This window comes from Leptolyngbya sp. GGD (assembly GCF_026735145.1).
GTDB classification, from domain to species: domain Bacteria; phylum Cyanobacteriota; class Cyanobacteriia; order Leptolyngbyales; family Leptolyngbyaceae; genus Leptolyngbya; species Leptolyngbya boryana.
The window spans coordinates 92,101-116,858 of sequence record NZ_JAPQKE010000002.1; the positions used below are offsets into that span (position 1 = coordinate 92,101).

A 24,758-nucleotide genomic window follows, 5' to 3' on the forward strand; every position below is an offset into this window, starting at 1 on the left:
TATTCTTCATTTTTTTGAGTTTCAATCATGCTTTGTACCCAAGAACATCCTTTGACTGAATACCTAGCACTAACGAAGCCGTTTGTGTCAGATCAACTGATTGATCAAGAGAGTTGGGAGCAGATTGAAGCGATCGCACAATATCTACCCAGCCAAAGCACGAATTTTTTTGGATTTGAGTGCCGACTAGGCGAGTCGAACGCGAGAGCCGATTTCTTACTCTGCATTAGCGCAGGAGAACTGGGACAAGCAATGCTAGCAGGCGGTGAAGCGCCTGATATGTTTGTGCCAGAGCTGTTTCAACAACCGATCTGGGCACAAATTCGCGAATTTGCAACTTGTTGGCATAACACCCTCTCTCCTTTGCATCAAAAGGTCAGTAACTTCTGGCTAGAATTTGATGTCCATAAGTTATCCAGTCATCCGCCTATTCCGAGTTGCTTCTTCGGCTCGAATATGATTTATGCTGACCCGTTTGCAGACCCCTCTGCTCATACTTGGGTGACTCGAACTGCGATTCGCCTTCTCCAAGGTGCCCCCCTCTCTTCGGCTTTGGAACAGCAGACTTTCCGCGCTGTCAATGCGTTACCTTTAGGAGCTTATGTTTTTCAAGTGGGGTTAATGCTAGCACGTGGGGCTAAGCAGGTAAGATTGTGCATCCGGGGCATTTCAACTCGGCAAATCATTGAGTATTTAGAGACGCTAGGGTGGTCAGGCTGTCCAGTATCTTTGCACAATCAGCTTCAAGAGTTGAGTCATTATGCCGAACGTATCGATCTCGACATTGACATCGGAGAAACCGGAATCGCGCCCAAAATCGGATTGGAATGTTACTTAACTTTTCAGCCCAAACTCCAGCCCAAATGGTCTGAGTTTTTGCAGTATCTTGTTACACATGAGCTATGTCTCCCTGAAAAGCAAGAGGCTTTGCTTGACTATCCTGGCTTTGTGCGTGAAAAGACCCACCGAGATCAGTTCCCTGCACATTTACTCAACCTCTCCAAGTTTTTGGGCAATTGCAGTGAAGTTGTTTTTATGCGAGGTTTGCACCATATCAAAGTTGTGTATCAAGCCGATCGCGCCATTGAAGCAAAAGCTTATGCCTGGGTGTCGCATCGTCTCTTGAACAAACAGTCATTTGCTCAAGGGCAGCAGGTCAACGAGATCAGTGTTCAGATTGATAATTTCCTCACTGATGAAGAATATCATCAATGTCTAGAAGCAGCGCTGACGCGTGAATCTAGCTTTTTATTTAGCCAAGTTCTGACAGAATCTCATCAAGGCGATATCTCAAAGGATTACGATTTCCATCATCGGCATTCTCTCATCTGTAAGAGTCACTTGCCGGAAATTGTAGACTTAATCACTCAACGTATTCAAGAAAAATTACCAGACTTATTCAAGCAATTAGGAATCGCTCCTTTCTCGCCTCAGTTAGAAGTTCAACTCACTGCCCACAATGATGGTCATTATTTTAAGGCTCATGTCGATGATAATGTGCCTGAGACAGCCGGACGTATCATTACGTTTGTTTACTATTTCTATCGTGAGCCAAAACCCTTTACAGGTGGGCAGTTAAGAGTGTTGAATCGCTCTCTTCACGAAACGATTGGAACACTAGGCTACAAACTGATTGAACCCCGTAACAATAGCATTGTCTTCTTTCCGAGTCGCTATATCCACGAAGTCCTGCCCGTGAATTGTCCGTCTAAAGCATTTGCAGATAGTCGGTTCACAATCAATGGTTGGATCTGGCGAGCAGAGCGTCAGACTGATTCTCAGGCATAACTTTTCTTACAATCCTTTATCTTCCTAATCCTATGCTGATCTCCGAAATTCTCCACATCTTGCCTGCGAATCTCAATTGGATGGTTCTGTTTGACCTTGCATCGATTCGTCAAGTTACAGATGAATCTGTAATCAAAGCGATGTACCACCTTCCGGGGACAATCGACTTATCTCCCTATAGTCATGTCGTTTTGGCAAACATTGGGCACTTTTTAGCCTATTCTGATCAATCTGCTCTAATCGAAGTTGCATCAGGCAAACATTGGACTCACGATCGCAATTCTACGTCTCTCTACGATCGATTTGTCGATCGACTATCACTGTTTGCTGTCGATGAAGCAGGTTGTTTGGGCTTAGGCGAGACGGCTCCTTATTCGCCTGTTTTACTCCACATCAAAATCCAAGCAGGGCTAGGACAAGCCCAAGCAGTATTCGATCAAGAACCGTCTCAACAACATTATGAACTCCTTCAGGCAGTGGGAGTAACCTTTTTAGGAGGTGAGCAACGAGGCAGCTACTATGTAGCAGAATTTCAGAATCGACTACCCGTCCACATTCATGCTGGAATCTTATCGCATTTCACTCGAACTGGACATTGCAATCTATTTTTCTTACAGCATGGCACAATCGATCCTCCTCTAGAAGCTGGATTACTGAAAGCCGCAGAGACTCGAATTGCTTGGGCAAGAACGCGAAGCTTAGAAGGATTGCTCTCTTTACTTCAGGATGCAGATGCACAAGCGATGACCTGTCATCCTCCACGACCACAAGCTCCCTTTCCCTATGGCGATTTAGTTCCGCTTGGCTTTGTTCTCAAGGCGCTCAATCAAGCTGACTCAGTTCAAGCTCAGGAATCTCGGCAAGCCATCACTCAGCATCTTCTCAAGCATCGTCAGGATTTACTCTGGGCATTTCATACTGATCGTTTAATTACTGCGACCGATTCTGCTTTAATCCTGCAAGGCATTCAGGATTCTGAATCTGTAGAGGCACTAGAACGCTTTGCCGATGGTCAGGGAGGGTACTATCCGCAGTTGTGGTCGAGAGATCGACAACCTGGAAAGATGAAAGTGGATGAGAGTTGTCGCCATTGGTGTCAGGCAGATTATGCCACGACCTGTATGATCAGAGCGCTTCGGCGAGAGGCAGGATTAGACTCTAAAACCTCCACAAGCTACCTAGCCGCAGGGATAGCCAATCGGAGTGGGTTATATTTTGCAAATCCCTACTTGGTCGATTGGGTCACTGCCTGTGCGATCGCTGAACATGAAACGGATCTCCGTCAGCATCTCTTAGAAGAAGTGCTAGCCAGCATGAATCAAGACTATTCGTTTGGCACGTATGATCCTTCTTTCTCAACTTCGTTAGCAATTTTAACGATGGCAGCGTTGGGATTTAGAGGACGAACGATGAGAGCGGCTCAACTGAGATTACTCAACTTTATGGATAAACAAGGACAATTCCCATCGGTTATGCCCTTCTACTCTAGTCTGCAGATCGATCCAGCAACTCCTCCATTAACCATATTAGGCTTGCTCATGGTTAATGCTGCTAGCACTCATCAGAAAGCGATCCAGAAAATTCAAGATCACCATTATGGCATTTCTCTCTATGAAGATGCTCAACGATCAATCTCTACTGCATTAGCTTATCTAGCCCTATCTGAATCCTGTACTCCGACACGTCATGATTTGCGCTCCTCTTCAACAGAAATTCATCCGCGTTACCGTTGCGCTACACATTGCGAGTACATCGCAAAATTTGCGCTCCCTCCCTATTTAGCCACAACTGCATTAGTTCATGCTTAACAACTGATCATCATTTGGTGTCATTCAATGCGAAATATTTCGATCTGTGGTCATCAATTTCAGCTTCTAGTCACGCCTCCTGACAGTGTTGGCAAACTGTCTATAGAAGGAATCGATATCTTCTGTGGACTGATTCACACGGGTGATATTACGTTCGATCCGAATGCTCCTGAAAACGCCTTAAAAGTCCTGATTCGGAAACGTGCTTTCTCCTGCAATTATCGCGACAAAGCATTCATCTTAAAAATGGCAGTAAAGGCTCCAAGCGATCGATTTTTCACGCTTGGCTCTGAGTTTGTCGCAGAAGTTGTAGCTGTCGGACAAGACGTGACTCAGCTACAAATTGGCGATCGTGTAATCGGGAATTGCTGTTATCCCGAACCTGCTGCTCCAGAACTGAGACCGGGTATTCCAACCAATAGTGGATCGAAAGAATATCAGGTCTTTCATCAGGCTCAACTTCTCAAAATTCCGCCAGAGATGCCCGATGAAGTTGCAGCAGCTTTTAGTATCGGCGGGCAAACTACTTACAGCATGATTCGCAAGCTCGACCTTAAACCAGGAGCGAATGTTCTCGTCACTGCTGCAAAATCGAATACCTCATTGTTTGCAATCAATGTCCTGAAGCATCTCGATGTCAATATATATGCGACTTCGACCTCGCTCAGGTTTGAACCGCAGTTAAAAGATCTCGGCGTGAATCAACTGATTCAAATCGATCCAACTGTCTCGAACTGGTTCAACTTTGACGCGATCCGAGAAATCTGCCAAAAGACGGGGGGCTTTGACGGCATCATTGATCCCTTCTTTGACTTGCACATTGGTAAAGTCATTCCTTTACTTGCTCCAAATCGCGGTAAATATATTACCTGTGGTTTATACGATCAGTATTCTCATATCACCGAGCGTCCTTTTGAATATCATGGTATGTTAGGTCGAGATTTGTTCGCATATACGATGATGCATAATCTACAAATCATCGGGAATTGCTTGGGAACCACTGAAGACTTACAACGCGCGCTCCGCGATTACGCGACAGGTCGGTTGAGGGTCGTGATCGATTCTGTGTTTACCGGAACTCAAGTCAAAGAATTTTTTGAACGAACCTATCATGATCCAGATCGATTTGGCAAAGTCATTTATCGCTATGAATCAGCCCTATGAAAATTCATCTCCTCGGTCACGCGAGTCTGCTCGTTGAAACGCAGAATTGCAAAATTCTGATGGATCCTGTGCTATGGGATCCGTTTTGCGAAGGCTTAAATGAGTCTTGCCCCAAGCGCGAGGTGATGGTTGAGCAGTTGCCGAAAGACATTGATTTCCTGGTCATTTCCCATCGGCATCTCGATCATTTTGATTTACGATCGCTTGCCTACCTTCCCAAAACAATGGATGTCTTGATCCCGAAAGACCCTCTGCTGCAAGACTGCTTGCGTCAGTTAGGCTATACTCAGATCTATTCATTAGCCGACTTTACTAAGGTTTGCGCAGGCGCGACGACATTGATGACCACTCGTTCTGAGGTGCAAGTTCCAGAATTTGGCATGGTCATTGCTGACGAATCTGGGGTCTTTTGGAACACAGTTGATACTTACTTTGCAGCGCCCACGATTCAAGCGGTACGAGCTAATTTTCCGACGATCGATTTCTTGCTGACCACTTGGCACATCAGCATGGAAGGCAAATATCAGGCAAATCAACCGCTCGCTTTTCCCTTACAGTATTATGGCTGTCTATTCAATTTGATCAGTCTAGTTCAACCAAAAGCGATCGCGCCCGGAGCACAAGGATTCAAATACATTGGTGAGTCAGCTTGGCAAAATCAGACTGTGTTTCCTGTCACGCGAGAACGCTTCTGTCACGACCTTGAGACTGCTTTTCCAACCCTGAAAGAAACGATCTTTCAACTGAATCCAGGCGATTGCTTTACTCTCAATCAAGGACAGTATGAGCAATTTCTTGCGGGTTCTGACTATGCCAAGATGCTAGTAGATGATCGTGATCTCGTTGACTTTGCACCTGTAATTGCTGGTAATCCGCTCACTGATCCTAATCCAGAACAGATCGAACTAGAGACGCTAGAGCAAACGATTGAAACTGAAATTTGTCAGGATTTTTTACAGTTTATTCTCGAGCATCAGCGCACGCTCTTTTATGAACATTGTCACTGGCAGGTGATATATCAGATAGAAGTTACTTTTCCAAATCGCGATCGCCGAAGATGGAGCATTGATTTCTCACAAGATACAATCCAAGTCAAACCTGGACGAAATCCGCATGCCAATCTATTCTCTTACATCACAGCATCGAGTCTGTATAGCTTAATTCACAAAAAACGAGACTGGGATTATCTGCTCTGTAGTGGCGAATATCGAGGGTTTCATTCCATCTATTCAATGAGCCAATGGGGAGCGGTATCGCCTGATATGACTTCCATCGCAGACCCAATTCGACTCAGGTTTTCGCCCAACTATATTGCTAGTAACAATGTTTACGAAGAACTGAAAAAATGGACATCTCCAGACTCAGTTCCACCTAGCACTAAGTCTGAACCCACCCTGTTCCAGTTGGGCAATCTGCTGATTCGACTCAAAAAATCCCAGCAACCAGCTAATCATTCTGCTTAAACAATAGGCGATCGCACTCACGGAATCAGAACTATGGTGTCGCAATTTGACTTCGATCACTTAATCGCTCCCCTTGACGCTACAGACTTCTTCGCTCACTACTGGGAGAAAAAGCCTTTGCTGTTGAAGAACAGAGATCAAAGCTATTACGCTCAACTGGGTGCGATCGCAGATATTGACGCTATTTTAAACTTCTCCCGGCTCAAACCTCCGGAGATTCGAGTCGTTAAAAATCAGCAGGAGCTTCTGCCCAGCACGTATATCAATACCGACGGTAGTTTTAACCTCAATCAACTCTACAAAGCATATCAGGAAGGACACACCCTCATTATTAACGGATTGCAGCAATTTTGGCAGCCTTTAGCTACACTTTGTCAGACGCTGCAAGCTGATTTGAATCACCTCATCATTGCGAATCTTTATCTATCTCCCAAGAGTTCTAAAGGATTAAAGCCTCACTTCGATACCCACGATGTGTTTGTCTTACAGGTTGAGGGTTCTAAGCAATGGCACGTGCATCATCCATCGCAAGTCACTCCACTCCTTGGCAGTTTTCAACCGATATTCTCAGAAGAACATTTAGGAGAACCGATAGAATCGGTGCGGTTAGAAGCAGGCGATTTGCTTTATATTCCCCGGGGCTTCGTTCACCATGCAGAAACCACCGAAACCTCCTCACTACACCTTACACTTGGAATCTATCCCGCTCAATGGTTCGATCTGATTGTCACTGCTTTAACCGCAGTGAGCATGAAAGATGAGCGCTTTCGTAAAGCGCTACCGATTGGCTTTCTCGATCAAGAAGATCTGAAGTCGAGTCTGAAGACGCAGATGTATGATTTGATTGAACATTTAATGAACAATTTTCAGATCGATGAAGTGATGCAAATGATGGAGGATCGCTTCATTCGGCAAATCCCTCAAATTCCTGATGGGCAGTTCGCCCAGATTGATGCTTTAGATCAAGTTCACCTCAATTCAACGATCGTCAAGCGATCTGGAATGCGATGCCGCATTATTCCGAAAGGATTTAACGTCAGCATTCAATTTCCGGGCAACACGATCAAGGGATTAAGCTACATCGAACCGGCTTTACGCTTTATTGCTGACACTGAGACATTTGTTGTTCAAGAACTACCTGATGTTTTGACTGATGAAGCAAAAGTCACCTTAGTTCAGCGATTAATTCGCGGAGGGTTACTCAAAGTAGCAAACGGCTTTGTTGCATGAATAACAAAAGCGACGATTTTAGAGTTGAAAGAGCTTGAGATTAAGCTTCGACTTGATGTTCTCGGGTTATCTGGGTAGCGCTCAATCAGTGCTTTACACTGAGGATCTGAAATAGCAAAGTCTTTTCTCCTGAATCAAATTTTGTCCAGCTTCCTGTCCCAATCCCGCCGACCTCAGCGAACGAGAGAGGATGGACTTTCCTGAGCAGGCATTTCCCATAACTTTCGCGACTGGTTAAAACCAAACAGCTTTGATATTACAGTTGTAGATCTAGGATTGAGAACGTTTGCGGTAGTGATAGTATCGAGCTACTGCTTGATGCACTCTGCGCCAGTAAGACCAATGCAAAATGAATTCAAGTGACCAGACCTTTGGAAACAGAAGCCGCCAAAGCCAGCGTTGCATCTCCCATACACTTAATTTGATCATCACTCGCCCAGCATTCTGAACACAGCCAGAGAGCCAGGTTGAGCAAAAAGGGGGGATGAACTATCAGCGCTTTGTATCAGTGGTTCTACTTGAGCGCGGAGTACGGTCAAGAATGCTTGTGCGGCTAATACTAAGGTCATGTGCCGATGCCAGCCAACCCAAGAAAGCACCTCATAATCTGCCAATCCCAATTGGCTCTTTGCCAACTTGAAGCACTCTTCGATACCCCACCGTTTTCCTGCTACTTTCACGATCGTTGCTAATGATGTGTCTTTGGGTGCAAAGACCTGGTAGTAGCTAACGTGTGGTGTTTCGTCGCTCTGCTCAAGAGAACGACGAAATACTAACCACCGCTGGAATTCCTCAGAATCGCCACAATTGATTGCGACCCTCGCCCATTCAGACTCTCGTTCTCCTTTGCTTCCTTGACCACAACTCAAGCGTTGCCATTGCTCCGGTGGCAAAGACTGACAGACTGCTTCGGCTCGATAAGGCTGCCACCCTATCACCACGGGCTGTTTCTTGTTCACAGTGAGTACGTAAGCTTGTTGCCCAGTCTTCTCCAACCACCACCAGAAGCCAGCATCATTGCCATACACTTCATCAGCAACCACCCAAGCAGAACGAAGCCCAGCATCCCATGCCGATTGCAACATTTGTTGGGCGAGCTGCGCTTTGGTCGCAAATTTCACCGTTTTTGGCACGCCTGCCTTGCCCCGCTTGTCTGAGTCATCTGCCCACGATTTAGGTAAGTACAAACGACGGTCAATCAGGGTATGCCCTTGACCAGTGATGTAAGCTAAAAAGACACCCACTTGGCAATTTTCCAGATGTCCGGTTGTGCCATAATACTGAACCTGTACTCCGACTGACTGGTTGCCTTGTTTGAGAAATCCAGTTTCATCGACTGCGAAGATGTCGTCTGGTTCGCTTAGACCGCTCACCCCATACTGTCGCACTTCCTGGCAGAGTTTCTCCGCATCCCATTGGGCACGTCTTAGCAGATGCTGAACTCGGTAAGGATTCGCATTGCCGACCTGTTCAGCAATTTGCCAACCATTTTTCCGCTCGACCGGACTGAGCAAGGCTTGAATGTAATTGAAAGCCGCTTGACGCGCTTCACACCGGGCAAAGTAAGGACTCAGGCGTTGCTGAAACGATTTCAGCGCGTTACTCCACTCGTAGACCGTTTCTAGCGCCTGTCCGCTTAGAAAGACTTGGGAAGGGTCAATCGAGATCCTATCCATACAACGGTTATCTCAGGTAGTTCTCTTCAGCCTAATCTATCTACAACTGTAATAATAAAGCGGCGGTAGAGCAATTAACACGGGTATTTGCCAAAGAAGTTGGAACGCGAGGCATCACCGTTAATTCCACTTCTCCGGGACCCACCAATACTGATTTGTTCTTAGAGGGTAAAACTGAGGAAACAATCCAGCGATTAGCGTCAATGTCAGCTTTGGAACGGATTGGCGAGCCAGAGAATATTTCCCGCGTTGTTCTGTTTTTGGTGAGTGAGTCTGCGGGATGGTTAACAGGACAAAATTTAGGAGTAAACGGCGGTTTTGCGTAGTTGCCGTAGTGGAAGGATCTGCTTGGAGCCGACTAACAATCCCTAATTCATCGAAAAACGATTGGTTACCGCTCAAGCAAACCATTAGCCTCTTTGTGTAGTCGTGTTAACAGTCGTTATTAGTTTATCGGTTGGTGTTTAAAGTGAGGTCAGAACCAGCAAACCGACAAAAATTGAGGAGTTATGGTTCAAATTGATCGTCAAATACCGCGATTGTTTGGTTGGATTTGTACTCTGTTGCAGAGCGCGATCAATCAGGATTAGTGGATGCGATCACAGAGCACATCATCTCCTGGAAGTCCAATCCCTACTACCGACTAGAGGAAGGATCTTGGAGCCTTTGCACACCGGATTGAATCTCGCGATAAACCGTATGCAAGTGCTGGAGTAACTCTTGTTGCGCCAAGTTATGAGTCTGCACCTCTCGCATCAGAAATGCCAGCACTTGCAGGGGACCATTGTGAATTTCTATCCAGGTTTGTTCTATCTGTTGTTGATGGGTCTGGATTTGTTGCTCTAAACGGTGTGATCGCTCGATCAATTGTCGATAGTGAGCGATCCAGTACACTACACCGCCCAATAGGACGATCGCCAGAAAGAAAGGCACCATGAATCCCCTGTGGTCTAAGTGACTAGCGTGTTTTAGCCGGATAGATTTGGCCTCGTAGTTCGCCGTAGAATTCGTGCCCTTCGGTGTGCAGATTGAAGTAGAGAGCGCCTTTTCGAGCTAGAGCTTCTAACCCTGCAATAGTCTGAACTTGCTGGACTGGAAAATTAATGTCGCTGGGGCATCCTTCTGGAAGCGGCAAGGTAAGTTTTCCAGAACCCGGTTTGGGTGGAATGGGTAGTTGTTTGACAAAGGTTAGCCCCTTATTGGCGATCGTGCCGGATAATTGTCCTGATTTCAGCGTTTGTTTCAAATCCCCAAACTGAGAAAAGTCTACGATAATCGGTCCCAAAACGCCTGGCGTGCCGCAATGAATATGGAATGCGGTGACATTTTCGGCATCAACACCTGTGACTTGGAAGTCGAACTTCCCAGCACTGAGATTACTAGGGAACCGCAACTTTCCATAAGCGTAGGATTGGACATTGAGTTCGGGATCAGCTTCTTGAGCGGGATGTAAGTAGGCTTCGTACTCAGTGAAAGACTGATCGCCCTTCGGGACATTGGCAGCGATCGCGGGGACAAACCAACCACTGAGAATCACGATCACGCTGATCACAACACCCATCAAAAATTTCATGCACTGTCACCTCAGTAAATTGCATAGTGGTTCCAATATGAGAACAAAATTGCGATGAGATCATTAGCAGTTTCGGACAATCAGGACTTCCGGTTTTGACCATTCAGTATTGCACTTTTCGGCAATGACAGAATGAAGCTCAAAAACTAAAACGGTGAACAGCAAGCAATGAACGCTGAAATCTACAAAAGTTCAAGCCAGAAATGAAACCCTAACGCTTCAGGAGCATCAAAATATGACCGGATTAGTGGATGGCAGCACGATTGTTCTCAAGCGTACGGAGTCTAATATTGGATTCGTATGGCTCAATGGTCGTCTCGACAAACGTCTCTTGGGATTCGTTCCCACTACCAGTGACTCTAAGACGTGTTACTGGAAAGTGCATCAAGTAGATGTAGAGGTTTATCAATTCGAGAACTTGGGAGCATCAGGTAACGGTCAGGAATTTTGGCTAGATGCACAATTTAACACCGCTACAATCAGACTTGCCTCAACTCAAGGTACCTCAACTAGCGGAACCCATTGGCGAGTTCGGCAAGGCACCGATGGCAGCTTCACCTTTGAGGCAATAGGGAGTAGCAATACGAGCCGGAAATTCTGGTTAAGCGTAAGCAATTCATCAGCTGAACTCGAACCCATGCCTTCTATAATGCTTGCCAGTCAGCCTATGTCTTGGCGAGTCCTGCGAGTTCCTGAACCGGGTATCCCCCTGCGATCGGGAGAAGTTGAACTCCGGACGGCTAGAGGCGAAGTTCGACTGCTGACTAGCGATATTGCTAGCCTTGCTCCTCTATCTGTCACATCCGCGTTTACTCAGTTGCGAGTGGGTCCAGAGACTGGCGTTACACTCTTTAGTGAGGGTAACTTTCAGGGAACGTCACAGCCTGTTTTAGGCGCGATCGCGGATTTGAAATCGACTCGTCTCACTAGTGTGCCGAGATCCCTGAAAGTGTGGTCTACGACAGGCAAGCTTTACACCGGGAAATGGGCAATCAAGACTCCCAATGGACAATATCTCAGTCAAGCGCAGAGCGGCGTGATCACCACTCTACCGGATCCAGGGGCAACCGAACTCTTTGCGATTCAGCCCCTTGCACCTGCAGCGAACGATCAGCAGCAAGTGAAGATTATGGGCGAACGCGAGGCTTTTACCAGTGATTTGGCGGCTAGCCAGGGGCAACCATTGACCTTAGTGGAAGAAGATCTCCCCAACCGTCGCAAGTTTTCGCTAAAAGTGGGTAGCAATCGCTGGATTAGCTTTCAATCCATCAAATTATCCGGCAATCTAGTCATCAGTCTTCGTGCCTTGAATGGTCAATCTGTCTATGTCGAAGGCGAAAAACTCTTTGTCAATCCGGCAGCCGACAGTGTGGTGTTCTTCCAAATGATTCGGCTTGATGGCAATAAGGTGGCATTCAAACACCCCAATGGTCAATATTTCTGTGCCGAAGGCGGTGGAGGGAAAGAAGTTGTAGCAAATCGATCGCAGATCGGACCTTGGGAAACTTTCGAGTTAGTTCAACTGATCGACAACCAAGTTGCAATCAAAGCGTCAACGGGCCACTATGTTAGTGTGCAATGGGGTGGAAAAAATCAGGTCTTTGCAAACCGCAGCGCGATCGGACCTTCGGAAACCTTTGAAATGCTATGGTCAGGTGCTTTTGGAGTGACCAATCAAGCGAAAAATCGTGCTATCTTCACTCGTGCGATTAAATTTGCTGAGAACGAAAGCCAAGTTGGGGAAGTTCTACCCGGAGAAGTGGCGCTCTACGAAAACGTCAGCTACTGGGGCAAAGCCTGGATTTTCCAAAGTGATGTCGCTCGATTTACAGATATCAATGGCTTAAATGATCAAGTGTCTTCGATCATCCTTGGCAATCAAACAGGTGCAACCATTTATAAAGACACACGCTACGGATTATCAACGACAACAGCCAACAGTGTTGAAGATTGGCTCACAACGGCACAAAAATCCCTGGGAATTTTGTCTTTGGGAGATCTGACTGACAAAATTTCTGTCCTACAAGCGAACTTAGCAGAAGATGTGGTGGAAAACACACCCTCACTTTTAGGATCGCAAATTGGCAATGATGCAATGTCATCACTGCGGATTTGGCGCAATCTCCCCCCTACTCAAGTTGGGATTGATTTCACCTGTTGCCTCAGTCAAGATTACAAACTCAACAGTGATCAGACCCTGCAAGAGTTCTCGTCCTATCGCAGCATTTTGCAATTTCCGATCGAGGTCACAAGTGTCGATGTCTGGGCAACCGATACCACGAGCATTATGGTGGAGGATCAGGTCTATGTTGTGAATGAAGAGCGATCGGTGCGCTTGTCTCCCAATCAGATGCAGCGATTGATGATCACCAGCAAAGCCGAAGGTATCAACACCCCCGGTTTGAAAATTCGCACCAACACGATGCAATCTTTTGAACGGATTGTGATTTTCCCAGATAAATATGCCCACGGTAAACTAGCGGAAATCCCTGCGAATGGACTTTGGGACGCAAAAGATAACGCTGGAAATCTCCTCGTCGATCGCAGCAAATTCAATCAATCTCAGATTGCAGCCGTCCAAACTTCGATCCAAAACACCCTTGCGACCGTGGAATATGTTTCCAATTCCAGCGATAAGTATGCCGTCGATCGCACCGTCAATCCTAAAAAGATTCTCAACCCTTGGAAGCTCAACTTGATGCGATCGGGCGGAATTGGCACGAACCGTTCTAACACTACTCTACCCGCGACAACAACCTTGAGTCAGGCTGATTTTGAAAACCTGCTGACCACCGCTACTGCTCAAGGTGGAACACTAGCGCAGGGAATTTTTAGCAGCGTTGGTAATGCATTGTCATCAGCAGTGTCAACCGCAAGTTCTGTCGTTGTGGGTGTGGCGAAGGATGTGGCTGATACCGTAACGGATGTGGCGAACGATGTTATCCATGTGATTACTGAAACTGCGGGTCAAGTCACAACTTGGGTGATCGATACTGCGGAAAAGGTGGGAGCTTTTGCGGAAGGGCTAATTCAACGGATTGGCGTTGCTCTCGAAAAGTTTATTGAGTACCTGCGCTTCTTGTTTGCCTGGAATGACATTTTAGAAACACAGCGTTACTTAGCAGAAGCGATCGAGGTAACATTGCGTTCAGATCGGTTAACTCAGATGATCGCAGACCCGCTCCGAGACCTAGTGGGAAATCAACGTAAAACGCTCAAGGGTGATATGGAGCAACAACGTCGAAAATCCGCTCAGAGCAGCACTTCGATCAAGGGTGACAATAAACAACCCGAAGCCTTAGAGTGGTTGTTTGCTAAATTAACGTCAATTACCGATGGGGGTGCTGCGGGCACAGATTTTCCCAGTGATGCTAAAACCGATCCCGCGATCGCACAAGTCGGCAACTCGTTCTTTCAAGAATTTGAGCAGATCCAAACGACTTTTTTGGCGGGAGTCGAGAGCTTGGGAGATGCGATCGCAAAACTCATTGCTAATCCTAGTCAACCGCACAAACTCTTGAGTGCTTTGTTTGCTTTGGTCAGCCAGGTGATGGATGATTTCCTGGATCTGTTGCAGAGCCTGCTCAATGATCTGATCGCGGTGATTCCTAGCATCCTGTCGCAGTTGCTGCAATTCATGCAGGTCGAAGTCAACATCCCCTTTGTGAAAGCATTGTTCCGCCAGATTAGCGGAGGTCAACCCCTAACGATGTTAAATCTCGCGACCTTGCTCTTAGCGATTCCGGTCACTGTCACCTCCAAATTGATCTGGGGTCGTACCCCCTTTCACAATGAACCCAAACTCGCACTCGCACTAGATGAGAGCGCCAACTGGAGCCTCACTGCCTTGATTGTCGATTCAGTCAGAGGTCTCTGTGATGTAATTTTGGACTCGCAACCTGAGCGGAAAGAAGGACAAGTGACTCCTAAATTCATGACGCTCCTTGAGAAATTCACGGTTGTTCTGAGTCTTACTAGCGTGGTCGCCTCTATCTTCATTGCTGATACCCTGAATAAAAAAGAGGGAGAGCTTTCTGATGCAGACCGATGGTCAATCTATCTCTATATTTTCCGAGGTTCAATGTTGTGTCTAGAACTCTTCAGCTTGGTCTGCATTCATAAATACTTGAAGATGACGCACAAAGATAAAACTCAGCCCATTCCATTTGAACGCTTGAGGCGGATGAATGCAGGAACGATGGTTCTGAGTTCAATCTTGGGTGCGATCGATATGGCACTATCGAGTGTGTATGTTGAGCGCTCACAGGCATCACCTGCCAAAGACGCAGCGAACGTGACGACGACGATTCCGCAAACCCTATCATTTCTGCGTCTCCCCATTCTGTCAGACAAAGCTCCCCAATTGCCTCTCGTCTTGGCGGCTTTAGATGGGGTTTGCTATGGGTATGCCCTGGTAGTAGGAATTGTAGATTTAGCGGATGGGTAAGTGGATGAGTGAAACGCGATTCGCTTTGCGAAGCTCCGAAGGATCGTCCCAACTCAACTGGGCATTAGACCGACTTCAGATCGAAACCTGTTGGCAACGGGGATTGACTGGGGCTGGAGTACGAATTGGGCATTTGGATACAGGAGTGGACTCGAAGCATCCAATGCTATGCGATCGCATTGCCACCTTTGCCCAATTTGATCCGTGGGGCGATCGAGTTCCAAATGCTCAACCTTGGGATTCTGGCAATCATGGAACCCATACTGCTGGATTACTCTGTGGGGAAGCGATGCCTTCGGCACACGGAAACGTGAGCGGCATTGCTCCCCAAGCAAAACTCTGCTCTGGCATGGTGATTGAAGGCGGACATCCCCTGGTTAGAGTGCTAGCAGGACTGGATTGGCTTTTGGATCAGCAAATCCGAGTGCTCTGTCTGTCGTTGGGCGTACCGGGCTATAATCCCTTGTTTGAGATTGTTTTAGCTCGATTGCGTCAGCAAGGGGTGCTTACGGTTTGTCCGATTGGCAATCAGGGCCGACGAATTGCTTGTTCTCCCGCCAATTATCCAGGGGTGCTTGCGGTCGGCGCGATCAATGATCAAGACCAAGTTCCAGGCTTTTCAGGAAGTGGGGTTGCGATCGTTGCACCCGGCGTTCATTTGCTATCTGCTCAACCGGATGGCAATTTTGCGAGCCAAACTGGAACGTCGATGGCGGCAGCGATCGTGGCTGGAGTTGCAGCGTTACTCTTCCAAGCTAAACCGACGGCAACAGTTGAGGAGGTAGAACAAGCCTTGCTCGCAAGCTGTACGCCCCTGCCTCACCTGCCCCCGCAGCGAGTCGGTCATGGATTAATCAATCCGATCGCAGCCGTGGAGTATTTGTTGAATGGTAAGGAATGCGATCGCGCTCCATTCCCCATTTCAGAAATCCCTCATCGAGTTGATCCAAGATTGCTGCGACAGCTTGATGCTGCAAATTCAGAGGACTTGATTGCTGCGATCGCCATTATTTCAGGCAATCTTGAGCCGATCCTCCAGCGACTTCATCGTCCACAGATTCAATTGAAGTGGATTCCAAGCGCCAACGCGATCGCGCTCATGGCAACGCCAGACGTGCTTTATGCACTGTTGGACGAACCGGAGGTTTATTTTCTCAGTTCAACGACTATCGATCCATTCTATTTAGGGTAAATCAGTGTGTCTTTAGCGCTCTTGGAACAGTATGCAATGAAGTTGATCGATTTAGAAACGGCGGTCGATCCAGTTCTGGAGGAGCAGCTTTTCGATTTGTTGCTTGTCCGAGATCGCATCGAGTGCTTACGGAAGGACTATGATGCGGCTAATCTTCAGAAACTCCTTCATCTCGATCAGCGATTACAACAACAAGGAACCCGAATTGCTCAATTTCTTAACTTACCGAACTGCCGAACTACTGTAAAACCGACTGAGGATGCTTGGTGGTGGTGGTTTGAGCCAGCAGGAGATTGGCGCGATCGCTACGACTGGTTGTGGAGTGCGCTCTGTGTACCGATGATGGCAACCTCTGGAGCATTACTTCTCGATCTGAGTGGGCGTTTCCTCTCCGGTGGTATTGATACCTTTGGCGCGTTGACTGTGGTCAGTCAAAGTTTACTAGCGCTTCTAACTGCCAGTGGAACGTTTACAAAATCGGGAGAGGCGGGAATTGAAAACACGCTTCGTCGCTTTCACATTCCGACTTATCATCTTCAGGAAGTCAAATTCCTCCTGGCCCTAGCGCTATTGCTTGGATTATTTGGAACACGATCGTTGCTTCCTAATATTGCAGCGGGCTATCTCAAACAAGCTATCAAAGCTCAGCAAGAGAAACATCTAGTCCTCGCGCAGACTTACTATCAACGTGCCTTGAAACTTGATCCAACTCACTCACAAGTTCATTACTATTTAGGCACACTGCATGAGGCACTCCAAAATTCCGAGGAAGCACAAGCCGCTTATCAAATTGCTGTTCGGAGTGGATCTGAACCTGCGGTCAATCAACTTGCACGACTCTATCTTATCAAAAATCAACCTGACAAAGCCGTTTCACTCTTGGTCAACTCGAACGATCAAGTGCAAAATGCTGACGTGAAGTATGACCTACACAAGAACTTAGGTTGGGCAAGGTTTCAGCAGAATTGGCTGACTGAGGCTAAAACTGAATTGCAAAGCGCGATCTCAATCAACGCCAAAGCAGCAGATGCCCACTGTTTGATGGCTCAAGTCTTGTCTGATCAAAAGCATCTACCCGATGCCAAACTAGAATGGCAACGTTGCCTTGCGACGGCAGATTCGCGCTTGCCGGAACACGATCGCTGGATTCAGCTTGGACGGCAAGCCCAAGAGAGCTTGCAGAGAACGCCGCCCTTAGCTAACGTTGTGCGTTGAAACGTTCCTGCTAACCGTTGTGCTAGTAAAGTACAGAACTTTGCTTCTGGAGGGTTCAATGCTGGATCTAACCCGACACCGTTGTCTTGTATTTGCAGCACATAATGGTTTTCACACTGTTGTCCAGTCACAGTAAGCCGAGTCACTCCCTGAGCATGTTTTCCAACATTGCACAAGGCTTCCTCCAACCATAAACACAAGTCTCGTTTGAGGTCTAGCGTCAGCATGGATGACTCTAACGGCGCAAAATTCCGCACCTTCACTTGAATGGTTTTGAAGTGGGGAAGTTGGCGCTTCAGCGTAACCGCATACACTTCATGAAAAAGGTGATGGAGTGGATGATTCAGGTCAATCTGAGTCCCTTCTCCAAGACGTAGTATGTGTTCCGTTGTCTCAACCTCAGATGGGTCGGTGAGACTATGCCCAACCGCACGAATTTCAGCATTCAACGCATCTAATCGCTGAAGCAAATCCGTCGATCGCCCTTTTTGTACATCCCGCATTAACAATGCCAAGGTTTGCAGCGGACCATTATGAATTTGCGTCACTGCATGTTCCATTGCGCGTTGCCGAATGCTTTGTCGTTCAATAATCTGTTCGTAATACTGAAGCCGTTCCCGATACAAACGATCGACTAAATCCTGCAACCGATTAAAAAACAAAATCAGCACAATTTGAACGCCCATCGCAGGTCCGAGTGCGATCGCTAAATCCAGTCCCCGCAACGTCGTCAATTCAACTGGATGAAAGATAAAGTACGTCAGAATCGGCAGTGCGATCGCACCCCAAGTCAGGATCGCCGCCCCAATTAAACGGCGAGGACGCAGCATAATCATCATCAACATCAGAATCAGGAACAACCCAGAAATCAACGGCGGCAAACTGCCCACTAAAGGCATCTCCGGCGAAAGGAACGCTTGCAGCGTAAAAAACCAACTGGGGATGATCATCAAGAGCACGGCTAAAAAAAAGCCAACGTGCATCACCTGCTGCAAGCTCTGCGGCACTATGTAGAGACGAATCAGCAGCGCCAGCGAGCATATCACGAGCAACGGAGGTGCAATTAAATTGAGCGGGGAGGGGTGCGGTTCTAGACGATGCAGGATCGTAGCAATGATTGCGCCGAACATATTCAAGCTTAAAACTGCTAGCATGACTCGTCGTTTCAGAGCATTTTGGGAATCGAGCAGGATAGACATAGCACTTAATCCAGTAACCCAGTTTCACGCGCACGAATTTGCGTGAGCGCTCGTACATTTTTACCTTCTTCTGGATAGATCGCTAACACGTCTTGAATTTTCGACCAATAGTGACGGATCATCCGTTCTGATTTGTGCATGGTCTGCGCGATTGCTTTGTCCTGCAAGCCTTCTTCAAACGCTAGTCGCAGCACTTCTAACCACTCTGGTTTGACTTCTAGATCCGTTTGTAAATCTTTTGTATGCGTCAAACCCTGCATTGCCCACTCCATCCGCATTAGCGTGGCATCGATGCTGAGGCTTTTGTCTGCAATCGTCAATCCGCCTTGATGGGCATCCATGTCTGGCATGAGGCGGATCAAGGCTTTTACATTACTACTTTGCACCATTAAGTTTAGGGTTGGATAGGTTTGCATCAGGTGTTTTAGCAATCCCAATCCATGCTCTACGTGAGCCGTTGTTTCAGTAGTTTCTGGCAAGGATAGATCTACAATCACTAAATCGAGTGCCTGCGCTTTGGCTTGGACAAATGCGTCTTGAACCGTTTGGGCTGAAAGAATCTGAGCATCCGGGAAGCGATCGCGAACGAGTTCGATTGTCCCATTCAGGAGAAGTCGATGATCGTCCACGATCAGAATGTTGAGCGACAGCAAATTTGTTGAGGAATCAGGTATCATTGCGTTCGGAACGATAGGGCTGTTAGTCAACTCTCAATTGGCAGATTTGACCAGTACTAAATTTTACCTGGCAATCAAATCCACGCTCAAATTCAACGTTGACCCAACCCGGTTTGCGCTGGTCATCGCTTGGTAAAAAATTTATGTGTCAGTGGATACACCCCAATGATCGATAAAGTTCTGGCTTTGGCTAACGCCTGTACTGCCCATTCCAAAGCTTGAGAAGAAGCATTGTCTAGATGCTAGTTGTCATTTTGCGGATTAATTTGGGGGAATCTCATGCATCTGTTGTTGGAATTGTTGCCTCTAGGTTTGGGCTTGTCCAGCCGCCATACTTGTGGTGCAACCGCATCGACTCTCACCGTATCAATTGCGTGATCGACTCCGGCTTCTCCAGTCATACTTTGCAGTGCCTCAACCGGATGTTCTACCTTGACGCTCGTTTCGGCTCCCAGAGCTTTTGTCGTCCTGAAGATAGCTCTATCTTCAGCAATTTGAGCGCTCATAAAGGCAGTTCTAGCAAGAATGATGTCCCTTCTCCTAACCGCGAATTTACTTGAATGCAACCTTGATGTTGCTCGACCATGATTTGTTGGGCGATCGCTAATCCAAAGCCTGTGCCCTTGCCCACAGCCTTCGTCGTAAACAAATGCTCGAAGATGCGTTTCTGAACCGCTTCTGACATTCCTGTGCCATTATCTGAAATCTGGATGGATACGTACTCATCAGATGCCCAGGTTTGAAGCGTAATTTGATTTGGGCAAGCTCGAAGGTCTGACAACGCTTTCCCTTGATTGGATTCTTCTAACGCATCGATCGCATTTGCCAGCAGGTTCATAAACACCTGATTCAATTGTCCTGGAAAGCATTGAACTAGCGGCAGGTCGCCATACTGTTTGCTCACCACGATCGCAGGACGGGACTCAGTTGCCTTCAGTCGATGCTCCAAAATCAGAAGAGTACTCTCAAGTCCATCATGAACATTGAAGGCTTGTTTGTGATCCTGGTCGGCACGCGAAAAGAGACGTAAACTTTGACTGATTGCCTGAATCCGGTTGACTCCTTCTCTCATCGATCGCATCACCTTAGGGAAGTCCTCTCGCAAAAATTCCAAATCGATCGCGTCGATCTCCTCAAGAATCGCTGCACCTGGCATCGGATATGTTGCTTGATATAAGTCAATCAGCTGAAATAAACTCTGGGAATAGTCCACAGCAGGCTGGATATTGCCGCTTAGATAGCTTACTGGATTATTAATTTCGTGAGCAATTCCTGCAACCAAATTACCCAATGCAGACATTTTTTCGCTTTGAATGACTTGCAGTTGAGCTTGCTTTAGATCTTCAAGGACTTGCTGTAATTCTAGAGTTTGCTGTTGACGACGATGGGATTCCACAATCAAAGAAATCAAATGCGCGGCAGAGCGAATAAAGTTCTGATCCGCTTGACTCCACTCTCGTTTCGTCCCCACCTGTTCACAACAAATGACTCCTCCAACTTGTCCATCTAACTGAAATCCAGAATCCAACATCGACTGAATGTTGAGAGGAATTAAATACCCCTCCCTAAATTCACAAGTATTCGGGTTGGTTTGGGCATCTTCTGCCACGATCAAGGGTTCTGATTCAACCGCAGCAAAATAATTGGGATAATCGGTGACCTGTAATTCGATCCCTTGAACGTGTTGCCCGTGGCTCTGCTCAAACAAGTCCAAGCATCGGATGCTCGTACGGTCTGGATCAAAGAGCCAGACGCTTACCCGCTCTACCTGAAGCACCCGTGCTGTCACTTCGGTCAGTTCTTCTAAGGCTCCCTGAAAATCGCGTTGGTTAAGGGCTTCGCTTTGAGACAGTTGAATCAGCGCTTGAACCTGAGCTTGTAAACTTCGCTCCGTTGCAATCCAAGATTGACGATCTGCTTGCAGTTGAGCGATCGATTTCTCCAGAAATTCAATGTAAGCTTGAGTAGATTGGGGCTGTGGAAATAGAGCCGACATGCAGCAATGAGGGGTGAACTTCGCTCCCTAGAATGCCCCGGATCTCAGGCGTTTCATCTTGAGTTGGCAGAAATATTGTGTGATGATTACCTGCTGGGCGAGAAGAGATATTCGCCTTTCTGGTTCTGCACACTGCAATTTGGCAGGAACAACAAGTCTACTTGAGCTATGAGCACGGGAATGGTCAACAAGTTGAACGAGTCGTCAATCCTCTAGAATGAGTTGACAAAGGAAGCACCTGGTATTTAGTCGCAGCGGTTGAGGAAGTGGTGTGCTCTTACCAGATTTTGCATTTGCGAAATGCTGTCTTGACAAAGTTTCATTAGAGTTGTTGGTTAATAAGCTCAAAAATCCTTAAAGCTCTTTCGTAGTAGGCATTGCGGCGATTTAATTGTGAAATCCTTCAAACCCTCACCATACCAGCATTGCAGCGATTTTTGTCACTATTCCCCAACAGGTCTATTGTTCCTGGTCTGAGTTTAGTCGCGACTTTTATCTACTTAACGCTGCTTAATGCACCTACAAAAGCTTCAGACGATGTAATTAGAATGAGAGATGATGAGCAACTCAGTCTGAGCAAGTTGGTTGGACACTTCAGAGGAGGTCATGATGCAACACAAATCTCATGCTTTAGTCATTGGCGGTAGTTTGACAGGGCTGCTCATGGCTCGGATACTGGCAAACCATTTTGATCTCGTTACGATCGTTGAGCGCGATGTCTACCCGGATCAGCCAATGCCACGAAAGGTCGTGCCCCACTCTCGCTTTCCACACACGCTGATGCTACGGGGACAACAGATCTTTGAACAGTTGTTTCCGGGGCTTAGAGCAGAATTAATTGGTCGGGGCGCGATCGAGCTAGACAGTATGCAAGACCTTATCTTTTTCACTTCTGCAGGCTTGGCAGCTCGGGCTCCCTCAGACTTAGGCGACTTCTTCCAATGACTTTACCCATTAAGTGGTCGAATTAAGATATCCCATTTCGGTAGGTCTGGATTGCGTTCTAATCTGCGCTCAACCTCACGCATCTCAACTTTGGAAAGTGCAATACCTTTTGGATAAGGGTTGGTGTTCAACACCACGATGGGATGAATGCCTTTCCAAGTCATACTTTCTGCCCAAGCCAGCATCGTTTGCACCGTGGTCAGTTGAATTCCATTCCAATGCTGTTCGAGGATGCCCCAACAGCGTTCAATGGGATTGTACTTGCTATGGTAGGGCGGATAGTAAAGCAGTTGAATGGATACGCCAATCTGGTCTGCAAATTCGACCATGCGGTTGAGAAACTGAGTGCGAATCCCACTACTCTCTGGTCCATTATCGACTTTGAGTTGCAAGCGTTCGGTCAGTCTCTGTTGCTTGAGGGTCAAGCGACTCCACCAATCTTGAAGGGTATCGACGATGAAATCACTGGTTTTATGCGAACTGCCAAAGTAGAGATGCAGTTGTCCACTATCTTCATCCACAATCCCACAAGGAATGTACGTTTCCTCGCATCCCATATCATGGTCAAGCGCTTGAGGATTGCCTCTGGTTTGCCCGCCACGAGAATACTTGCCAATGTTCACCGTGGCTTTGCAATCCAGACTCAATCGTTTGATGCTACCGTTTTCACTTTTGCGATCTTTGGCTTTGATGTTGTCGAAGATCGCATCGGTTTCGGGCAGTTTTTTTGGGGAATGGCTTTGACCACGGGCTTCAATCGATAACCCATCCGATTCAAGATCACTGCCATCGTGCTGGGTGCAGGCAATTGCTCCTCCCCAAACCCTTGTTCTCGCAGTTGAGCAATCGCCGCTTGTGCCGTTAATCGCGTGTAAGCAATCGTCGTCTTAAACGTCGGGTCTTGTTGAGCGTGATCTTCCGCGATCTGCTGCAACGCTGAAGCAACTTCGGGATACTTTTCTTCCCAGCGTTTCGCCCCACTATTGCCTACTTGCGCGCTGATACACACCAGTCCAGTGCGACGTTCCCCTAGCCCAGTTTCCACATTCACTCGTCCCCAGCCCAACACTCGCTCTGCAATGCGGGCGCTTCCCTCGCAATATTTCAGCGCCATCTCTGCCTGAAAGCTCCGTCGTTCTGCCCCACGCATTTTGGACGCTGCTAATCGAAGATCCTCAACCTGATAGGCAGTGAGGATGGGGTTTTGTGCTTGCTCATCGATTCTGTCCACCCGATTGTTCCTAGATTTCTGAGAGAATGAGGACTATTCTAAAGTCTGGGTAAATCTTTTGACAGAAGTCTCCTTAACGTTGCTTGCTTTTAGCCGAGACTTATTAGATTGGAGCATTCGCCGCCGATTAGCCGAATTTCCTGAAGTGCAGTTTTTGACAAAAGCGAGTATGCCATCGCAATGAGCAGTTGATCTTCGACACCAAACTTGCCTTGTCCGCCACGTTTCCCCTTGCGCATGAGCTTTGGTTTGAGGACTTCGACCATTTTCTCGAAGGTTTCGCGCTTGACTCCTCACTTGCGTTTGAATAAGTTCGGCGGCAGATGTTGAATGCGATCATACATGGCATCGGTCTCCTAAGCAGCTTCTAACCCTCTTTTCAAACGTTCAAATCACTGCTCAGGATTCGTGCAGGAGATCTAATCAAGTTCAAATTCTTTTGGAAGTTGCGAAGAATGATATTAATGAGTTGCTTCCAAGCTTATTGAATGTTGCTAGGACTATTCGTAATGTTGAGAGAAAGGCAGAGTTTTTTTTAGAATTAGTAAAAAATAATAGTGCGTACTTTTTAGAGGCATTAAATGCTGCACGCTTAATTCAGGATGATTACAGACGTGCTGCGATGCTTTGTGATTTGGCACAAATCGACTCTACGTATTCTTCAGAAGCATTGTCAGCCGCAGAGTTGATTCACGATGAATCTGATCGAGCAAGAGTACTAATAAAGTTAGCGACAAATGACGCTGTGAATTTTGCTCAGTTGCTGGCAGTCACAGGGTCGTTTCAGGACGAGATTAGTCGGGCAAGGGTGTTAATTGCGTCAGCAGAAAATGAGGCTGTAGATTCTCCTAAATTATTGACAGCCGTAGAATCAATAGAGTTAATCCAGTATGAGTACAGTCGTCCGGAGATGTGGTTTCATTTAGCTAAAATTAATTCAGCGTTTCGTGCTCACCTGTTGTCATTCTTGCAGTCGATTCAAAATGAATCCAGTCAAGTAGAGAAATTACTCATTACAAATACGCCTGAATGGGCAGCAGTATTGGTTACATTAGCCAAAATTGACTCTTCTTACTTTTCAGAAGCTTTGTCAGTTGCACGGTCAATTCAGGATAAATCTAGTCGAACAAAGCTATTGATCGAGTGAGCGAAAA

At 47.0% G+C, this 24,758-nt stretch carries 19 protein-coding genes and 2 pseudogenes; 12 read left to right on the plus strand and 9 right to left on the minus strand.

Features of this window, described 5'->3' with window-relative positions; all coding sequences use genetic code 11:
• The first annotated feature begins 27 nt into the window (after positions 1 to 27).
• From OU814_RS09470 to OU814_RS09490, 5 genes are read left to right on the plus strand one after another with little or no spacing between them, the layout of a single operon-like run.
• A complete protein-coding gene (locus tag OU814_RS09470) occupies positions 28 to 1,788 on the plus strand; it encodes a 2OG-Fe(II) oxygenase (RefSeq protein WP_268182232.1) in 1,761 nt (586 codons plus the stop codon).
• A gap of 32 nt (positions 1,789 to 1,820) precedes the next feature.
• A complete protein-coding gene (locus OU814_RS09475; RefSeq protein WP_268182234.1) occupies positions 1,821 to 3,596 on the plus strand; it encodes a hypothetical protein in 1,776 nt (591 codons plus the stop codon).
• A gap of 27 nt (positions 3,597 to 3,623) precedes the next feature.
• Positions 3,624 to 4,760 (plus strand): quinone oxidoreductase family protein, encoded by a 1,137-nt coding sequence (locus OU814_RS09480; protein WP_268182236.1) that lies wholly within the window; start codon positions 3,624 to 3,626, stop codon positions 4,758 to 4,760.
• Positions 4,757 to 6,223 carry an MBL fold metallo-hydrolase gene (locus tag OU814_RS09485; protein ID WP_268182238.1) on the plus strand — a complete coding sequence of 489 codons (1,467 nt, stop codon included), beginning with the start codon at positions 4,757 to 4,759 and terminating at the stop codon, positions 6,221 to 6,223. Before OU814_RS09480 ends, OU814_RS09485 begins: the two co-directional genes overlap by 4 nt.
• A gap of 33 nt (positions 6,224 to 6,256) precedes the next feature.
• Positions 6,257 to 7,453 (plus strand): cupin domain-containing protein, encoded by a 1,197-nt coding sequence (locus tag OU814_RS09490; protein WP_268182240.1) that lies wholly within the window; start codon positions 6,257 to 6,259, stop codon positions 7,451 to 7,453.
• 518 nt (positions 7,454 to 7,971) lie between these two features.
• Here the strand turns inward: OU814_RS09490 and OU814_RS09495 are convergent.
• Positions 7,972 to 9,129, minus strand: a pseudogene (locus OU814_RS09495) (IS701 family transposase); the annotation flags it as partial.
• Positions 9,130 to 9,167: 38 nt separating this feature from the next.
• Here OU814_RS09495 and OU814_RS09500 point away from each other — a divergent pair.
• Positions 9,168 to 9,455 (plus strand): SDR family oxidoreductase, encoded by a 288-nt coding sequence (locus OU814_RS09500; protein WP_268183946.1) that lies wholly within the window; start codon positions 9,168 to 9,170, stop codon positions 9,453 to 9,455.
• A gap of 310 nt (positions 9,456 to 9,765) precedes the next feature.
• Here OU814_RS09500 and OU814_RS09505 read toward each other — a convergent pair whose 3' ends face one another.
• Complete coding sequence (locus OU814_RS09505; protein ID WP_268182244.1) at positions 9,766 to 10,065, minus strand: hypothetical protein; 300 nt, start codon at positions 10,063 to 10,065, stop codon at positions 9,766 to 9,768.
• A 22-nt stretch (positions 10,066 to 10,087) separates the two neighbouring features.
• Entirely contained in the window at positions 10,088 to 10,702 is a 615-nt protein-coding gene (locus OU814_RS09510) for a CHRD domain-containing protein (RefSeq protein ID WP_268182246.1), read from the minus strand.
• A 235-nt stretch (positions 10,703 to 10,937) separates the two neighbouring features.
• On the opposite strand from OU814_RS09510, the gene OU814_RS09515 reads away from it, so the two are divergent.
• The 3 genes from OU814_RS09515 to OU814_RS09525 are packed head-to-tail and all read left to right on the plus strand — an operon-like array spanning position 10,938 to position 17,556.
• Positions 10,938 to 15,149, plus strand: a complete 4,212-nt coding sequence (locus OU814_RS09515; protein ID WP_268182248.1) for a DUF7910 domain-containing protein — start codon at positions 10,938 to 10,940, stop codon at positions 15,147 to 15,149.
• Between the two features lie 4 nt (positions 15,150 to 15,153).
• Positions 15,154 to 16,341, plus strand: a complete 1,188-nt coding sequence (locus OU814_RS09520; RefSeq protein WP_268182250.1) for a S8 family peptidase — start codon at positions 15,154 to 15,156, stop codon at positions 16,339 to 16,341.
• Between the two features lie 6 nt (positions 16,342 to 16,347).
• Positions 16,348 to 17,556 (plus strand): tetratricopeptide repeat protein, encoded by a 1,209-nt coding sequence (locus OU814_RS09525; protein WP_268182252.1) that lies wholly within the window; start codon positions 16,348 to 16,350, stop codon positions 17,554 to 17,556.
• Here the strand turns inward: OU814_RS09525 and OU814_RS09530 are convergent.
• The 4 genes from OU814_RS09530 to OU814_RS09545 all read right to left on the minus strand — a co-directional run bounded on the left by OU814_RS09530 (position 17,490) and on the right by OU814_RS09545 (position 21,428).
• Positions 17,490 to 18,755, minus strand: a complete 1,266-nt coding sequence (locus OU814_RS09530; RefSeq protein ID WP_268182254.1) for a hypothetical protein — start codon at positions 18,753 to 18,755, stop codon at positions 17,490 to 17,492. The two genes, OU814_RS09525 and OU814_RS09530, sit on opposite strands and share 67 nt — an antisense overlap.
• 5 nt (positions 18,756 to 18,760) lie before the next feature.
• Positions 18,761 to 19,432 (minus strand): response regulator, encoded by a 672-nt coding sequence (locus OU814_RS09535; RefSeq protein ID WP_268182257.1) that lies wholly within the window; start codon positions 19,430 to 19,432, stop codon positions 18,761 to 18,763.
• A 242-nt stretch (positions 19,433 to 19,674) separates the two neighbouring features.
• Positions 19,675 to 19,938: a hypothetical protein gene (locus tag OU814_RS09540; protein ID WP_017285469.1), complete on the minus strand. Its 264-nt coding sequence runs from the start codon at positions 19,936 to 19,938 to the stop codon at positions 19,675 to 19,677.
• Positions 19,935 to 21,428: an ATP-binding protein gene (locus OU814_RS09545; RefSeq protein ID WP_268182261.1), complete on the minus strand. Its 1,494-nt coding sequence runs from the start codon at positions 21,426 to 21,428 to the stop codon at positions 19,935 to 19,937. Before OU814_RS09545 ends, OU814_RS09540 begins: the two co-directional genes overlap by 4 nt.
• A 125-nt stretch (positions 21,429 to 21,553) precedes the next feature.
• On the opposite strand from OU814_RS09545, the gene OU814_RS31360 reads away from it, so the two are divergent.
• Both OU814_RS31360 and OU814_RS09550 read left to right on the plus strand, forming a co-directional pair.
• Positions 21,554 to 21,649, plus strand: coding sequence for a WYL domain-containing protein (locus tag OU814_RS31360; protein ID WP_442786143.1), 96 nt, complete (start codon positions 21,554 to 21,556; stop codon positions 21,647 to 21,649).
• Positions 21,650 to 22,037: 388 nt separating this feature from the next.
• The gene (locus OU814_RS09550; RefSeq protein ID WP_268182264.1) at positions 22,038 to 22,373 is read left to right on the plus strand and encodes a hypothetical protein; all 336 of its coding nucleotides are present in this window, start codon (positions 22,038 to 22,040) and stop codon (positions 22,371 to 22,373) included.
• 2 nt (positions 22,374 to 22,375) lie between these two features.
• On the opposite strand, the pseudogene OU814_RS09555 reads toward OU814_RS09550, so the two are convergent.
• Positions 22,376 to 23,523, minus strand: a pseudogene (locus OU814_RS09555) (ISAzo13 family transposase).
• A 170-nt stretch (positions 23,524 to 23,693) separates the two neighbouring features.
• Positions 23,694 to 23,870, minus strand: a complete 177-nt coding sequence (locus OU814_RS09565) for a hypothetical protein (protein ID WP_268182269.1) — start codon at positions 23,868 to 23,870, stop codon at positions 23,694 to 23,696.
• A 173-nt stretch (positions 23,871 to 24,043) separates the two neighbouring features.
• On the opposite strand from OU814_RS09565, the gene OU814_RS09570 reads away from it, so the two are divergent.
• The gene (locus OU814_RS09570; RefSeq protein ID WP_268182271.1) at positions 24,044 to 24,751 is read left to right on the plus strand and encodes a hypothetical protein; all 708 of its coding nucleotides are present in this window, start codon (positions 24,044 to 24,046) and stop codon (positions 24,749 to 24,751) included.
• Positions 24,752 to 24,758 lie beyond the last annotated feature (7 nt).

Excerpts from the sequence above, each read along its gene's own strand:
- OU814_RS09550 (WP_268182264.1), top strand. The coding sequence starts at position 22,038 with ATGCAACACAAATCTCATGCTTTAGTCATTGGCGGTAGTTTGACAGGG.
- OU814_RS09510 (WP_268182246.1), bottom strand. The coding sequence starts at position 10,702 with ATGAAATTTTTGATGGGTGTTGTGATCAGCGTGATCGTGATTCTCAGT.
- OU814_RS09565 (WP_268182269.1), bottom strand. The coding sequence starts at position 23,870 with ATGGTCGAAGTCCTCAAACCAAAGCTCATGCGCAAGGGGAAACGTGGC.
- OU814_RS09515 (WP_268182248.1), top strand. The coding sequence starts at position 10,938 with ATGACCGGATTAGTGGATGGCAGCACGATTGTTCTCAAGCGTACGGAG.
- OU814_RS09535 (WP_268182257.1), bottom strand. The coding sequence starts at position 19,432 with ATGATACCTGATTCCTCAACAAATTTGCTGTCGCTCAACATTCTGATC.
- OU814_RS09480 (WP_268182236.1), top strand. The coding sequence starts at position 3,624 with ATGCGAAATATTTCGATCTGTGGTCATCAATTTCAGCTTCTAGTCACG.
- OU814_RS09490 (WP_268182240.1), top strand. The coding sequence starts at position 6,257 with ATGGTGTCGCAATTTGACTTCGATCACTTAATCGCTCCCCTTGACGCT.
- OU814_RS09520 (WP_268182250.1), top strand. The coding sequence starts at position 15,154 with ATGAGTGAAACGCGATTCGCTTTGCGAAGCTCCGAAGGATCGTCCCAA.
- OU814_RS09530 (WP_268182254.1), bottom strand. The coding sequence starts at position 18,755 with ATGTCTATCCTGCTCGATTCCCAAAATGCTCTGAAACGACGAGTCATG.
- OU814_RS09540 (WP_017285469.1), bottom strand. The coding sequence starts at position 19,938 with ATGAGCGCTCAAATTGCTGAAGATAGAGCTATCTTCAGGACGACAAAA.
- OU814_RS09485 (WP_268182238.1), top strand. The coding sequence starts at position 4,757 with ATGAAAATTCATCTCCTCGGTCACGCGAGTCTGCTCGTTGAAACGCAG.
- OU814_RS09505 (WP_268182244.1), bottom strand. The coding sequence starts at position 10,065 with ATGGTGCCTTTCTTTCTGGCGATCGTCCTATTGGGCGGTGTAGTGTAC.
- OU814_RS09475 (WP_268182234.1), top strand. The coding sequence starts at position 1,821 with ATGCTGATCTCCGAAATTCTCCACATCTTGCCTGCGAATCTCAATTGG.
- OU814_RS09545 (WP_268182261.1), bottom strand. The coding sequence starts at position 21,428 with ATGTCGGCTCTATTTCCACAGCCCCAATCTACTCAAGCTTACATTGAA.
- OU814_RS09470 (WP_268182232.1), top strand. The coding sequence starts at position 28 with ATGCTTTGTACCCAAGAACATCCTTTGACTGAATACCTAGCACTAACG.